9 protein-coding genes and 1 other RNA gene are annotated in these 14249 nt (G+C 68.7%); 9 read left to right on the forward strand and 1 reads right to left on the reverse strand.

Annotated elements, in window-relative coordinates; all coding sequences use genetic code 11:
- Positions 1–135: 135 nt before the first annotated feature.
- Positions 136–1431, forward strand: coding sequence for an MFS transporter (locus DSM100685_RS02910; protein ID WP_163200795.1), 1296 nt, complete (start codon positions 136–138; stop codon positions 1429–1431).
- 458 nt (positions 1432–1889) lie between these two features.
- Here the strand turns inward: DSM100685_RS02910 and glf are convergent, their stop codons facing one another.
- Positions 1890–3050 carry a UDP-galactopyranose mutase gene (gene glf, locus DSM100685_RS02915; protein WP_152349858.1) on the reverse strand — a complete coding sequence of 387 codons (1161 nt, stop codon included), beginning with the start codon at positions 3048–3050 and terminating at the stop codon, positions 1890–1892.
- Between the two features lie 102 nt (positions 3051–3152).
- Between glf and ffs the strand changes: the two genes are divergently transcribed.
- The 8 genes from ffs to DSM100685_RS02955 all read left to right on the forward strand — a co-directional run bounded on the left by ffs (position 3153) and on the right by DSM100685_RS02955 (position 14211).
- Positions 3153–3249: signal recognition particle sRNA small type (ffs, locus tag DSM100685_RS02920), an RNA gene on the forward strand.
- A gap of 72 nt (positions 3250–3321) precedes the next feature.
- Positions 3322–4557 (forward strand): phosphatase PAP2 family protein, encoded by a 1236-nt coding sequence (locus DSM100685_RS02925; RefSeq protein WP_152349859.1) that lies wholly within the window; start codon positions 3322–3324, stop codon positions 4555–4557.
- 103 nt (positions 4558–4660) lie between these two features.
- Entirely contained in the window at positions 4661–7567 is a 2907-nt protein-coding gene (topA, locus tag DSM100685_RS02930) for a type I DNA topoisomerase (protein ID WP_152349860.1), read from the forward strand.
- Positions 7568–7878: 311 nt separating this feature from the next.
- A complete protein-coding gene (gene tmk / locus DSM100685_RS02935; RefSeq protein ID WP_152349861.1) occupies positions 7879–8634 on the forward strand; it encodes a dTMP kinase in 756 nt (251 codons plus the stop codon).
- Positions 8631–9776 carry a DNA polymerase III subunit delta' gene (locus tag DSM100685_RS02940; protein WP_152349862.1) on the forward strand — a complete coding sequence of 382 codons (1146 nt, stop codon included), beginning with the start codon at positions 8631–8633 and terminating at the stop codon, positions 9774–9776. Before tmk ends, DSM100685_RS02940 begins: the two co-directional genes overlap by 4 nt.
- Positions 9777–10289: 513 nt before the next feature.
- Positions 10290–10844: a YbhB/YbcL family Raf kinase inhibitor-like protein gene (locus DSM100685_RS02945; protein WP_152349863.1), complete on the forward strand. Its 555-nt coding sequence runs from the start codon at positions 10290–10292 to the stop codon at positions 10842–10844.
- A 206-nt stretch (positions 10845–11050) separates the two neighbouring features.
- A complete protein-coding gene (locus DSM100685_RS02950; protein ID WP_152349864.1) occupies positions 11051–12622 on the forward strand; it encodes a C69 family dipeptidase in 1572 nt (523 codons plus the stop codon).
- Between the two features lie 71 nt (positions 12623–12693).
- Complete coding sequence (locus DSM100685_RS02955; RefSeq protein ID WP_152349865.1) at positions 12694–14211, forward strand: formate--tetrahydrofolate ligase; 1518 nt, start codon at positions 12694–12696, stop codon at positions 14209–14211.
- Positions 14212–14249 lie beyond the last annotated feature (38 nt).

Here is a 14249-nt window from a genome sequence, read left to right on the forward strand (position 1 = left end):
CCCTCCCCGGGGAGCTTTTTTGTTGCCCGGGCGTGTCGGATTCTCGGGGGGGGCTATCGTTGCTTCCTAGAAACGATATAGCGCATATGTCGTGAATGCGATATGCGATATCGGTTCGGAAGGGGATTCGCCATCATGTCCGATGCAAGCCGACAAACCCAATCGCCGTGGAAGGTGCGCGACTATCGCGTCTGGTTCACCGCGGACACCTCACTGCTCATCGGCGTCTCCATCGGCGCCTTCGCGTTCGACCTGCTCGGCTACACCGTGAGCCATGACGTGGCCGTGGCCGGCTTCGTCGCCACCGTGTACTCGCTGGTGCGCGGCGCCGCCACGCTGGCCGGCGGCGTGATCATCGACCGCTTCGACCGCAAGAGGCTCATGGTCGTGGGCGGTCTCGCGTCCTTCGCGGTGCTCGTCGGCATGATCGGCGCGTGGCTGGCCGGCCTCATGACCGTGCCGGTCCTGTTCGCCTTCGCCGCGTTGCGCGGGCTCACCTCCGGGCTGTTCTCCGGAGTCACGGACACCGTGCTGCCGCAGATCGTCTCCGGCGGGCAGCTCACGCAGGCCTACGCGGCCAACCAGACGCGCGACGCCGTGGCCGGCATGCTCTCCAGCCCGCTGTCCGGCTGGCTGTACGCGTTCGGGCCGGAGATCCCGTTCATCGTGAGCGCCGTGATGTACGTGGTGCTCGTGGCGTGCGCGCCGTTCATCAGGGCCGACCTGCGCCCCGAGGCGGGTCGGGCCGGCGACCGCCGCACCGAGGAGGAGAAGGCCGAAGCCGCCGCGCACGCGGACAAGTCTCTCACGGCCGCGCTGCGCTGGTTCGCGCAATGGCCCGCCGCCACCGTCAACTTCGCGCTGATCGCCATCATGAACTTCGGACTCAATCTGGGCCCGACCATCGCCATCCTGCATCAGCAGGCCATCGGCACGCCGGCGTGGATCATCGGCATGCTCAACCTGTTCAACGGCGCCGGCATGCTCATCGGCTCCACGCTCACCGAACCCATGACCAAGCGCCTGCGCGGCGGGCGCGTGGTCCAGATCAGCCTGATGCCCACGGTGGTGGCCCTCGTCGTCATGACGCTCACGGACAATCCATGGACCATCGCGGTCTCCTGCGGCGTGGCCGTGTTCCTGCTCATCCCGGGTAACGCGGTGATCGGCGCGTACACCGAGCTCATTGTGCCCAACGACATGCGTGGGCGCGTCAACTCGTTCTTCTCGCTGCTCTCCATGCTGCTGGGCTCGCTCGCCTCGGCGCTGTCCGGCGTGATGCTCAAGGCGATGGGATACACGCTCGCCATGGCGGTCTCCACGCTGGTGCTCGTGGCGGCCCTGGCGCTCACGATCGGCGCCAAGGCTGTGAGGGACATCCCGTTCTGCGGCGAATTCGACGCGATCCAGCCCCTCCCGCTCAAGGCGTGAGGCATATTTCCGATTCGTGTGGTGGTTTTGGACGGCATGCGCGGATATACCGCATTGAAAAACCGCATATTTGCAAGGGGCGCTATCCGGTCTGCGCACGGAAAACCACCACACGAATCGGAAATGCGAGTTGTAGGTGCCGCATCGCGCCAACGGCGGATGCGATCCGCGCAAATATGGCGGCATAACGGCGTTTGCCATGCGGGAAAAACGCATCGTTGCGTTTCGCCCTTGTCTTCGCTCTTTTCCGCTCTTTTCCGCTCTTTCTCCCCACTGGATTTGCTCAATCCGCCAATCGGATCGTGGAGATTGAGCAAATCCAGTGCGCTGGGCTCGTTTTTCACCCGTTATGCACTGGATCCGCTCATTCCGCCGCGATGAGGCCACGGAATGAGCGGATCCAGTGCATAACGGGCGCTCCGGGGGAGGCGGTCAGCCTGCCGTCACTTGGCCTGCCGTCACTTGGCCAGCAGCGGGGCGACCTGCTCCTCGTAGGCGGTGAGGGCGGTGTCGATCACGTTGTGCATGTCGTAGTACTTGTACGTGCCCAGACGCCCGCCGAACACGACCTTCGGCTCCGCGGCGGCCTTGGCCTCGTACTGCGCGTACAGGGCCTTGTCCTCGGCGGTGTTGACCGGGTAGTACGGCTCGTCGCCGCGCTCGGCGAAGCGGGAGTACTCCTCCCACACCACGGTCTTGTTCGGGTTCTGGGAGTCCTTGCGCTCCGGGTTGAAGTTCTTGAACTCGATCGCGCGGGTGTACGGCACGTCCGCGTCGGAGAAGTTCATGACCGGGCAGCCGAAGTGGTCGCCCTCGTCGTAGCGGACCTCCTTGAAGTCCACCGTGCGCCACTTGAGGTCGCCCAGCTCGTAGTCGAAGTAGCGGTCCACCGGGCCGGTGTACACGACCGGCACCTTGCCCACGAGCGCCTTCTTGTTGAGCGGCTGGGACTCGTCGAAGAAGTCCACGCCGAGGGTCACGTGGATGCGAGGATCGTCGATCATGCGCTCCATCCACTTGGTGTAGCCGTCCTTGGGCAGGCCCTCCCACGTGTCCTTGAAGTAGCGGTTGTCGTAGTTGAAGCGCACGGGCAGACGCTTGATGATGCTCGCCGGCAGCTCGGCCGGGTCGGTCTGCCACTGCTTGCCGGTGTAGTTCTTGATGAACGCCTCGTACAGCGGGCGGCCGATGAGCTGGATGCCCTTGTCGTTGAGGTTCGCCGGATCGGTGCCCGCGAGCTCGCCGGCCTGCTCCTCGATGAGCTTCTGCGCCTCGGCGGGCGTGTAGTGCGCGTGGAAGAACTGGTTGATGGTCCCCAGGTTGATCGGCAGCGGGTAGACCTCGCCGTCGTGCGTGGCGTACACGCGGTGGACGTAGTTGGTGAACTCGGTGAAGCGGTTCACGTAGTCCCACACGCGCTTGTTCGAGGTGTGGAACAGGTGGGCGCCGTACTGGTGGATCTCCGCGCCGGTCTCCTCGTCCACGTAGCTGTAGGCGTTGCCGCCGATGTGCTTGCGCACGTCGATGATCTCGACCTTTGCGCCGGTGTGCTCCACCGCCTGCTGCGCGACGGTCAGGCCGAACAGGCCCGCGCCCACAATCACCAGATCCGCATCCATGTGTGGTGTCCTTCCGTTTCGATCAGACATGATGTTCGTTTCCATGGTACCCGGCGTCCCGCCGTCGCCGCGCGTCAAATGGGTAGGGGTGGTGTATACTCGTCAGAGCCTCCACGTGGCGTTACGTCACCCAACTCCCCCAGGGCAGGAATGCAGCAAGGGTAAGTGGCCTCTGACGGGTGCGTGGGGGTTTCCATTTCTCGGCCCGCTGTCTGGCCCGCTGCCTGACCCGGCGCCCGCGTTCGGTGCCGTTCGCGCTACAGTCGTATCCATGACCGATACTCCCATGTCCGATGCCGCCGCGGGGCTCGATTCCGGCGTGAAGCCCGATTCCGGCATGCAGTCCGCTCCCGGCGTGCAGTCCGCTTCCGGTTCGCTGCCCGAGGCCCCCAAACCCACGTTCGCCCCGCTGGACGTGCCCGACCCGCGGCTGGTGGACCGTCCCGTCGTGCGTCCCGGCGCGGAACCCACGTCCCGCCGGGCTTCCCGCTTCTCCCGGGCTTCCCGGGCCTCCCGCTTCTCACGCGTCGCCGCGGAGCCGTCCGCGCCCGACATTCTGGAATCCGACCCGTTCCTGGGCCGCCCGCGCGTCTCGAGCCGCGTGATCGCCGCCGTGCTGGGCGTATTGCTGCTCGCGGCGTCCGCCGGCGTGTGGTGGCTGGCCGTGCGCACGGCGGCGGGCCAGCAGCTCGACGACATGGTCCTCGGCGCGTTCGGCGGCACCGTTCCCGGGTGGATCGCCGGGCGCGGGGCGGTCGGCGCGCTGCTCAAGTCGTCCGCGCTCATGATCGGCGTGGCGGCGGCGATGGGCGTGGGCGGACTGGCGGTGGCGCTGCTGCGCCGGCGCTGGTGGCTGGCCGGGCAGACGGTCGGCTTCGCGGTGGTCGCCTACGCCGCGGCCCGCCTGCTCAAGGAACTGCTGCCGCGCGAGACGCTGGTGCGCACGGTGGTGACCGAGTCCGGCGCGCCGCTGACCAACACCGCGCCCTCCGGCCACATGGCGCTCACCATCGCGGCCGGGCTGGTGCTGCTGTGCGCGGTGCCGCGGGCGTTCCGCGCGCTCGTGGCGGTTGCGGCCGGCGCGTGGTCTGCGCTGGTGGGCGCGTTGCTCATCGCGAACGGGTGGCACCGGCCGAGCGACATCGTGATGGCGTACCTGCTCGTGGGCGGGCTCGCGCTCATTGCGCTGGCGTTCACCCGCGGCTCGGGCATGGACCGGCCGGGCACGCGCGTGAGCTCGGTGAGCGTGCAGGTGGCGGCCAGCGTGCTGATCACCGCCGGCGCGGTGGCGTGCCTGTATGCGGCGTACGTGGTCTGGCAGTTCGTCCCGTCGCTGGACGTGGGTCCCGAATGGATGGCGGCCCCGGCGTGCGCGACCGCGAAGGTGGCGATCGCCGGATGCGCGGCGCTGGTCTTCGGCCTGGCGCTGGCCCTACGCCAGCTCACCGCGGCCCCGCTGAGCAAGATGGGACTGGTCGGGGCGCCTCCCGCGCCGCCGCAAAAATAGGGCCGGACGGCCCGCGAAGGGCCCCGCGTGTCATGGCCGCCACGGGATGTGGGTATGATGGCGTCACGAAACGCGTGGTTGGAACGTGATATAAGGAGAAGGCATGGCTACCGGCACCAAGAGCACGAAGCTGGTCATCGTGGAGTCGCCCACCAAGGCACGCAAGATCGGCGGGTACCTCGGCAGCGGCTACACCGTGATGGCATCGGTGGGCCACATCCGCGACCTCGCCCAGCCGAGTCAGGTGCCCGCCGCGTCCAAGGCCAAGTTCGGCAAGTTCGGCGTGGACGTGGAGGACGGGTTCAAGCCGTACTACATCGTCGACGGCGACAAGAAGAAGACGGTCGCCGACCTCAAGGCCGCGCTCAAAGACGCCGACGAACTCTACCTCGCCACCGATGAGGATCGCGAGGGCGAGGCCATCGCGTGGCACCTGGTGCAGACCCTGAAGCCCAAGGTGCCCGTCAAGCGCATGGTGTTCCACGAGATCACCCCGGAGGCGATCAAGGCCTCGCTGACCAAGACCCGCGACGTGGACGACCACATGGTGGACGCGCAGGAGACCCGTCGCGTGCTCGACCGCCTGTACGGCTACGAGCTGTCCCCGGTGCTGTGGCGCAAGGTCGGCCCGGGCCTGTCCGCCGGACGCGTGCAGTCCGTCGCCACGCGACTCATCGTGGAGCGCGAGCGCGAGCGCATGGCGTTCGTCAAGGCGCCCTACTGGGACGTGACCGCGAGCCTCACAACCGACGGCGCCCCGGACGACGAGGCGTTCGAGTCCCGCATGGTCTCGCTCGGCGGCAAGCGTCTGGCCGTCTCCAAGGACTTCGGTCCGGACGGCAAGCTCACGCCCGCCGGCTTCAAGGACAACGTCTGCCTGCTCGACGGCCCGCGCGCCCAGTCCGTGGCCGAGGCGCTCAGATCCGCCGCGTTCACCGTGATGTCCATGGACACCAAGCCGTACCGCCGCCGCCCGCAGCCGCCGTTCACCACGTCCACGCTGCAGCAGACCGCCGGCAACCGCCTCGGCTTCAGCTCGCGCCAGACCATGCGCGCCGCGCAGGGCCTGTACGAGAACGGCTACATCACCTACATGCGTACCGATTCGGTGACCCTCTCGCAGGAGGCCATCGCCGCCGCCCGCGCGGCCGTCGAATACCACTTCGGCGCGAAGTTCCTGTCCGAGGCGCCCAAGCAGTACGCCACCAAGACCGCCGGCGCGCAGGAGGCCCACGAGTGCATCCGCCCGGCCGGCGCGCAGTTCCGCGACCCGACCGAGATCGCCACGAAGGTGCCCGCCGACCAGCTGAAGCTCTACACGCTCATCTGGCAGCGCACGCTCGCCTCGCAGATGGCCGACGCCACCGGTTCGACCGCCACCGTGCGTCTGTCCGCCCCGGCCGGCCCGGACTTCGGCGAGGCCGTGTTCCAGGCGTCCGGCACCGTGATCGAGTTCCCCGGCTTCATGAAGGCCACCGGCGAGCGCGGCGCCTCCGCGGCCAAGGGCGACAAGGCCGCCGACGCCAACGCGTCCCTGCCCGTCATGGCCACCGGCGACGTGCTGTCCGCGACCGCCGTGGAGGCCGAGGGCCACGAGACCCAGCCGCCGGCGCGCTACACCGAGGCGTCGCTCGTGAAGACGCTGGAGGCCAAGGAGATCGGCCGCCCGTCCACGTACGCGTCGATCATCTCTACGATCATCGACCGCGGCTACGTGTACGAGCGCGGTCGCGCGCTCATCCCCAGCTGGCTCGCCTTCGCGGTCACCAAGCTGCTGGAGACCAAGTTCCCCAAGTACGTCGACTACCAGTTCACCGCGGACATGGAGAACGGGCTCGACCAGATCGCGCACGGCAAGGAGACCGGCAAGGAGTGGCTCACCCGCTTCTACTTCGGCTCCGGCGAGGGCGCGGCGCAAAATGCCGACGAGGCGCACGCGGGCCTGCAGCAGCAGGTCGCGCAGCTCGGCGAGATCGACGCGCGCGCGATCAACACCATCGAGATCGGCGACGGTCTGCACGTGCGTGTGGGCCGCTACGGCCCGTACCTCGAGGACATGGAGCATCTGGACGCCGAGGGCACCCCGAAGCGCGCCCAGCTGCCGGACACGCTCGCGCCCGACGAGCTCACCGTGGACGTGGCGCGTGACCTGATCGAGCACCACTCCGGCGGTCCGCGCGAGCTGGGCAAGGACCCGGTGACCGGCGGCACCGTGGAGGTGCGCAACGGGCGGTTCGGCCCGTACGTGGCGCTCGTGCCCCCGGAGGCCGCGGCGGACGCCTCCGACGCCACCACCGCGGGCGCCCAGACCGGCAAGACGGCCGCCAAGTCGAAGAAGGCCGCCGCCGCGTCGAAGCCCAAGATGGCGTCGCTGTTCAAGACCATGAATCCCGAGGCGCTCACGCTCGAGGACGCGCTCAAGCTGCTCAGCCTGCCGCGCACGGTGGGCACGCTCGAGGAGACCAACGCGGAAACTGGCGAGATCTCGCAGTACGTGGTGCAGGCCAGCAACGGCCGCTACGGCCCGTACCTGACCAAGACCGGCCCGGACGGCAAGTCCGAGACGCGCTCGCTCGGCTCCGAGGACGAGATCTTCACCGTGGATCTGGCCGCCGCCAAGGCCCTGTTCGACCAGCCCAAGTACGGGCGCGGCCGGGGTCGCGGCACCGCCAAGCCGCCGCTGCGCGAGCTCGGGCCCGACCCGGAGACCGGCAAGAACGTGACCATCAAGGACGGCTTCTACGGCGCGTACATCACCGACGGCGAGACGAACCGGACGCTGCCCAAGCAGTACACGCCCGAGTCGATCGAGCCCGCCGAGGCGTTCCGCCTGCTCGCCGAGAAGCGCGCCGCCGGCCCGGCCAAGCGCCGCACGCGCCGGACCTCCGCGGCGTCCAAGTCGTCCGCGTCCAAGTCCACTGCGGCCAGGAAGACCGGCACGAAGTCCACGGCCAAGACGGCGACCAGAAAGACCACGACCCGCAAGTCCACCGCCAAGAAGGCCGAATAGCCGGTCCGTCCGTCCGTCCATCCATTGCTCATTCGGTCCAACCTGCACCCGAAAAATCGCAGGTTGGACCGAACGGCTGAAAATCAGGGCCTTTGAGAGGCCGTTTTGCGCATGATCGGTCCAATCTGCGCCCGAGGGGCTGCAGGCTGGACCGATTGCGCAATGGGCGGTGCTCCGGCATCCGGGATGGTCTGGTTCCCGATGCGCCCAGTGGTCGCATTGCCGTTCCGTCATGCTGGGCGGAGCGCGGCGGCCGGGACGATGCGAAGGGCGTCCCCGTCGAAATCAGCGCGGGCGGATATGGTGGGAGCATGACCGGAGTTTTCATTTCGTTCGAGGGCGTCGACGGCGTGGGCAAGACCACGCAGGTCGAGCGTCTGCGCGCGTACGTCGAGTCGCTGGGCCGCACCGCCGTGGTGACCCGCGAACCGGGCGGCACCCCGCTGGGCGTCGCGATCCGCCGCATGTTGCTGCACGGCGTGCAGGCCGACGCGGACGCAGGCACCGGCAACACCGTCGGAAGTGCCGCCGCGCCAGACGGAGCCGCCGCGCCCGCCGCCGGATCCGCCAAGGATGCTGCCGCCGGATCCGCCGACATCGCCCCTCGCGCCGAGGCCCTGCTGTTCGCCGCCGACCGCGCCCAGCACGTGGCCGAGGTGGTCCGCCCGGCGCTCGACCGCGGCGACGTGGTGATCACCGACCGCTATCTCGACTCGTCGCTCGCCTATCAGGCCGGCGGGCGCGAACTCACGCCGGCGGAGATCAGGGACCTGAGCATGTGGGCCACCGCCGGCCTGCTGCCCGCGCGCACGTATCTGCTGGACATGGACCCGGCCGCCTCGCACGCGCGGCTCACCCATGGCGAGGACCGCATGGAATCCGCGGGCGACGACTTTCAGGCCCGCACGCGCCGGGCGTTCCTCGACCTCGCCGCCGCCGAACCCGACCGGTTCCGCGTGATCGACGCCGCGCAGCCCGTCGAGGACGTGTGGGCCGCCATCCGCGCCGACTTCGACGCGCTGCTGGGCGAGGCTCGATCCGAGGTCCGATCCGAGGTCCGGCCATGAGCGTGTGGGACGGGATCGTCGGCCAGCGCCAGACCGTCGCGCTGCTGAGCGAACTGGCCGCCGGCGACCCGAAGCGGCTCGCCCAGTCATGGCTCGTCTGCGGCCCTCCCGGCTCCGGACGGTCGAACATGGCCCGCGCCTTCGCCGCCGCGCTCGAATGCCCGGACCACGGCTGCGGCGTATGCGATACCTGCCGCCACGTCCTCGCCGGCACGCACCCGGACGTGACCGTGCTCGCCACCGACCGCGTGACCATCGGCATCGATCAGGTGCGCGACCTCATCGCCACGTCCGAGCAGACCCCGTCCACCGCCCCGTGGCGCGTGATCATCGTGGAGGACGTGGACCGCATGCTCGAGCGCACCACGAACGTGCTCCTGAAGGAGATCGAGGAGCCGAGCGAGCACACCATCTGGATGCTGTGCGCCCCGAGCGCGCAGGACGTGCTGCCCACCATCCGGTCGCGATGCCGGATCGTGAACCTCGCCGTGCCGTCCAACGCCGCCGTCGCCGACTTTCTGGTGGACTCGATGGGCGCCGACCGCCACGTGGCCAACCGCGCCGCGCGCCTTGCGGAGGGGCACATCGGCGTGGCCCGGCTGTACGCGGGCGACGATCAGGTGATGGCCGACCGCGACGAGCTCGTGGTGGGCGTGCTGAACCTCGCCAAGGCGTCCGACGCGGTGCTGCTTGCCGGCTCGCTCATCGACAACGCCAACGCGCAGGCCCGCGAGGACGTGGAGCGCAAGGTGGCCGCCGAGGAGGCCGACTTCCGCCGCGTCAACGGGCTGGGGGAGAAGGACCGCATCCCGCCGGCCCTGCGCGGGGCGTTCAACGCGATCGGCAAGAAGGAGGAGATCCGCCGGCGCACCACCCGCCGCAGCCGCGACGTGCTCGACCGCGCGCTCAACTCCGTGGCCAGCGTGTACCGCGACGTGGCCGTGCTGCAGAACAACGCCGAGGATGCCGTGGGGCTCATCAACCTCGAAAACCGCGCGGCCATCACCGAACTGTCGGTGCGGCTGAACCGCGCCGGGGCCGTGGCGCGCCTCGAGGCGATCGGCACGGCGAGGAGGCGGCTGCTCGGCAACGGCAACCCCGCGCTCGTGTTCGAGGCCCTGTTCTGTGCGCTCATTCCGTGAACTTTATGACCCGTGCGGCGGCGTGCGTGTCGCGTCCCTCCGGGCCTCGTGCGCCGGCGTGACCGTGCACGGGTGGGGATGCGTGGCGGCGATTCAAGATCGTTGGAATGAAGCCGTTTTGCATCATGCGTGACCGCGACGGTGCGGTCTTTGTCACGGTCTGTGTCACGCCCCGGACACGGTCACGTCCAAAAATCGGAATGACGGTGCCGTCCCGTGTCTTGAATCGCATCCATTGTCTGAACGGGATGCGGATCGGGACGCATGGCGGGCCTGCCGTGTCCGGGATCGCATCCGATTCCGGCAATGGTGGCGTTGCGAGACAAAAGAGAGCCTTCCTGTGTCCCAATCCGCATCCGAACTCGGGAAAGGATGCGGATCGGGACACGGGAAAGAGAGAAGCGCGCTTTCCGCCGCACCGCTTTCCGCTGTGCTCCCGTCGCGTTTCCGCCGCGCTCCCGCCGTCCGCGCCGCCGCCGTTGCCCGGACTTGCCCGGCTCCTATACTGGTCGCATGAGGATTTCAGCTGATTTCACGGTGATTCCCGACGACTTTGCGAAGGCCGCCGCGCCCGAGTACCGCGTCGACGGCATCCCGGTGGTGTCCTTCCCGTTCTACCTCGACGAGCTCAGGCCCGACGCGCACTATCTGCACTGGGAGTTCGTGGACCCCGATTCGATCCCCGTGTGCGGCTTCGAATGGATCCACTGGTCGGTGGCCAACCTGCCCATCGACGCGCTCATGTACGACTTCAACGACTCGCACGCGCTCGCCATCCCGCCGGACTTCTCCCGCCAGATGCCCTCCATGATCCCCGAGGCCGTGCAGGGCCGCAACTCGTCCGCCTCCAAGTTCCTGGGCCGCAACGCGGACCCGGCCGTGACCATGCGCTACAACGGCCCGCAGCCGCCGGACAAGGACCACGAGTACTACCTGCAGGTGTGGGCGACCGCCAAGCCGCTGCCTGGCCTCAATCAGGGCTTCTGGCTCAACGAGATGCTCCACGCGCTGCGTGACTCCGGCGAGAGCCCGGACGCGGACGGCATCTTCCTGACCGGCAGGGCGTGACGCGCGTCGGCTGACGCCCGTCCGGCGATCGCCCGACGTCCTCCCATGTTCCGCCCGGCAATCCGCCGGGTAGCCGGGCAAGTCGGACAAGGCGGACAGCGGAACAGCCGGGCAGCCAAGCGGTCGGGCATCCAGCCCGTCACCCATCCATACTTCATTTCACCGATCATTTCACCGATCAACCAAGAAAGGAAACACACAGCATCATGGCCTGCACCACCATTCTGGTCGGCAAAGACGCGAGCTACGACGGCTCCACCATCATCGCCCGCAACGAGGATTCCTCCAACGGCGAGTTCAACCCCAAGCGCTTCATCGTCGTCAAGCCCGACGAGCAGCCGCGCCACTACCGCTCCGTCATCTCCCATGTGGAGCTCGACCTGCCGGACGACCCGCTGCAGTACACCGCCGTGCCCAACGCGGACCTCAAGGAGGGCATCTGGGGCGAGGCCGGCGTCAACGAGGCCAACGTGGCCATGAGCGCCACCGAGACCCTCACCACCAACGAGCGCGTGCTCGGCGCCGACCCGTTCGTCGAGCTCGTGCCCGCCAAGGGCGACCAGCCGGAGATCCCCGGCGGCATCGGTGAGGAGGACTTCCTCACCATCGTGCTGCCGTATGTGAAGACCGCGCGCGAGGGCGTGGCCCGTCTGGGCGCGCTGCTCGAGGAGCACGGCACCTACGAGATGAACGGCGTCGCCTTCTCCGACTCCGAGGAGATCTGGTGGCTCGAGACCGTGGGCGGCCACCACTGGATCGCCAAGCGCGTGCCGGACGAGGCCTACGTGACCATGCCGAACCAGCTGGGCATCGACGAGTTCGACCTCGAGGACGCGCTGGGCGACCAGGAGGAGCACATGTGCTCCGCCGACCTCGCCGAGTTCATCGAGGCCAACCACCTCGACCTCGCCGTCGAGTCCACCACGCCGTTCAACCCGCGCGACGCGTTCGGCTCCCACTCCGACTCCGACCATGTGTACAACACGCCGCGCGCGTGGGTCATGCAGCGCTTCCTCAACCCCTACGACGAGGTGTGGGACGGCCCCGACGCCGACCACAAGCCCATGAGCGACGACATCCCGTGGGCCCGCCAGCCGGAGCGCAAGATCACCATCGAGGACATCAAGTACGTGCTGAGCTCCCACTATCAGGGCACCCCGTACGACCCGTACGGCCAGCTCGGCGACGAGTGCACCCGCCACATGTTCCGCCCGATCGGCATCAACCGCCAGAGCCAGCTCGCCGTGATGCAGATCCGCCCCTACCGCCCGCAGGCCAGCCGCGCGATCCAGTGGATGGCGTACGGCTCCAACCCGTTCAACACGCTCGTGCCGTTCTTCCCGAACGTGGACGGGACCCCGAAGTACCTCGAGGACACCACCACGCGCGTCACCACCGAGAACTTCTACTGGGCCAACCGCGTGATCGCCGCCCTGTGCGACGGCGCGTTCCGCTCCACCTCCAACGCCGTCGAGCGCTATCAGGAGAAGACCGGCGCGATGGGCCACCGCCTCGTGGCCGCCACCGACGAGCAGGTCGCCCGCCTTGACGCCGTGGACGCCGAGTTCGAGGCGGACAACGCGGACGGCGACGTGGAGCCGATGGAACCGGACGAGATCGTGGCCGCCACGCGCAACCCGGAGGTGCGCGGCATCCTCGCCGCCGCCAACCAGACCATGGCCGACCAGCTCAAGGAGGAGACCGACAAGCTCCTCGACTCCGTGCTGTACACGCGCAGCATGGAGATGCGCAACGGCTTCCACATGTCCGACTTCTGATCCGATCCGCATATCCGCTCCGCTTATCCGATCCGTTTCCCGGACGACGAACGAAAGGAAATCCAAGCCACATGACCACCATCCAGGACTTCACCACCCAGTACGGCCTCGTCGGCAAGATCGACGCGTTCGGCTACCTCGACTGGCTCAAGGCCAACCCCGAGGCGCCGCGCAAGCACGGCAAGGTCGTGCTCGTCACCGCCGACACCCCGCTCAAGGCGAGCCGCGGCGAGGGCAAGACCACCACCACGATCGCCCTGATCGACGCGCTCAACAAGCGCGGCATCGACGCGGCCGCCGTGCTGCGCCAGCCGAGCATGGGCATCACCGCGGCCGGCTCCAAGGGCGGCGCGTCCGGCGGCGGCAAGGCGTCGCTCACCCACCCCGAGATCATCGACTGGGGCCTGACCGGCGAGATGGCCGCCATCGCCGCCGCGCAGAACCTGCTCGTCTCCTTCGCGGAGAAGGCCGTGGACGAGGGCCGCATCGACACCGTCCTCGTGCCGCGCGTCTCCGAGGTGCCGTCCCGCTCGCTGCGCTCCATCGCCGTGGACTACGGCAAGGGCAATGTGGCGGAGAAGGTCGTGCTCACGCCGACCTCCGAGCTCATGCAGATCGTGTGCCTGTCGCGCTCCATGGACGAGATCGGCCGGCGCGTGGCCGCCATGATCGCCGGCACCAAGGACGGCAAGCCCGTCACGTTCGGCGAGTTCGTGGACCTGTGGCGCATCACCGGCATCCTCGGCGACGCGGTCAAGCCGGCCGTCACCGAGACCGTGAACGGCTCGCCGGTGTACGTGCACGGCGGTCCGTTCGCCAACGTGTCCATCGGCATCCCGACGCTCGTGAGCGTTGAGATGGCGTGCGCGCTGCACGACGTGGTGATCGTCGAGGCCGGCTACGGCGCCGACGCCGGCGCGCAGAAGTGGCTCGACATCGCCGCCCGCGAGTTCGGCGCGCAGTGGCCCGCCGCCGCGATCGTCGTGACCCGCGCCTCCACGTGGCGCGACGACCCGGAGCTCGCCTGGCGCTACCCGTTCCACGTCCAGCGCCTCGAGAACTTCGACATCCCCACCTTCCCGCTCGTCAACCTGTGGGAGGGCGAGGACGATCAGGTCGAGGCCCTGCGCGCCACCGCGAAGGAGCTCGAGTTCCGCGACCCGATCATCGGCAACCTGTTCCGCGACGGCGGCGACGCGCTGGCCCCGCAGCTCGACGGCTTCGTGGCCGCGCTCGACTCCGCGCAGTCCGCGCCGCAGTTCCACAGCCGCAAGGGCATGAACCTGCTCGAGAAGGTCCGCTGGATCGCGCAGAACGCGTACGGCGTGCCGTCCGAGCGCGTGCTGCTCAAGCCCGGCTTCACCGATTCGCTGGCCGAGGCCGCCGCGCTGTGCAAGGGCGTGGGCGTCTCGCTCGACGACCTCGCCGTGGTGGCCGTGAAGTCGCCGGCCACCATGACCGACAACGACCGCGCGCCGGAGGGCGAGCGCACCGTGACCCTGAAGAAGGTCGAGGTGCACGCGGGCGCCGGGCTGGTGCACGTGAACCTGACGACGTCGCTCACCACGCCGATGCCGAAGATCGTCTGAGCCTTTCGGCCCGGCTGAGCTGCCCGGCTGCCGCCTGA

It is taken from the genome of Bifidobacterium avesanii (assembly GCF_009299475.1).
Taxonomy (GTDB): domain Bacteria; phylum Actinomycetota; class Actinomycetes; order Actinomycetales; family Bifidobacteriaceae; genus Bifidobacterium; species Bifidobacterium avesanii.

Excerpts from the sequence above, each read along its gene's own strand:
- DSM100685_RS02925 (WP_152349859.1), top strand. The coding sequence starts at position 3,322 with ATGACCGATACTCCCATGTCCGATGCCGCCGCGGGGCTCGATTCCGGC.
- topA (WP_152349860.1), top strand. The coding sequence starts at position 4,661 with ATGGCTACCGGCACCAAGAGCACGAAGCTGGTCATCGTGGAGTCGCCC.
- DSM100685_RS02940 (WP_152349862.1), top strand. The coding sequence starts at position 8,631 with ATGAGCGTGTGGGACGGGATCGTCGGCCAGCGCCAGACCGTCGCGCTG.
- DSM100685_RS02910 (WP_163200795.1), top strand. The coding sequence starts at position 136 with ATGTCCGATGCAAGCCGACAAACCCAATCGCCGTGGAAGGTGCGCGAC.
- glf (WP_152349858.1), bottom strand. The coding sequence starts at position 3,050 with ATGGATGCGGATCTGGTGATTGTGGGCGCGGGCCTGTTCGGCCTGACC.
- DSM100685_RS02945 (WP_152349863.1), top strand. The coding sequence starts at position 10,290 with ATGAGGATTTCAGCTGATTTCACGGTGATTCCCGACGACTTTGCGAAG.
- DSM100685_RS02950 (WP_152349864.1), top strand. The coding sequence starts at position 11,051 with ATGGCCTGCACCACCATTCTGGTCGGCAAAGACGCGAGCTACGACGGC.
- DSM100685_RS02955 (WP_152349865.1), top strand. The coding sequence starts at position 12,694 with ATGACCACCATCCAGGACTTCACCACCCAGTACGGCCTCGTCGGCAAG.
- tmk (WP_152349861.1), top strand. The coding sequence starts at position 7,879 with ATGACCGGAGTTTTCATTTCGTTCGAGGGCGTCGACGGCGTGGGCAAG.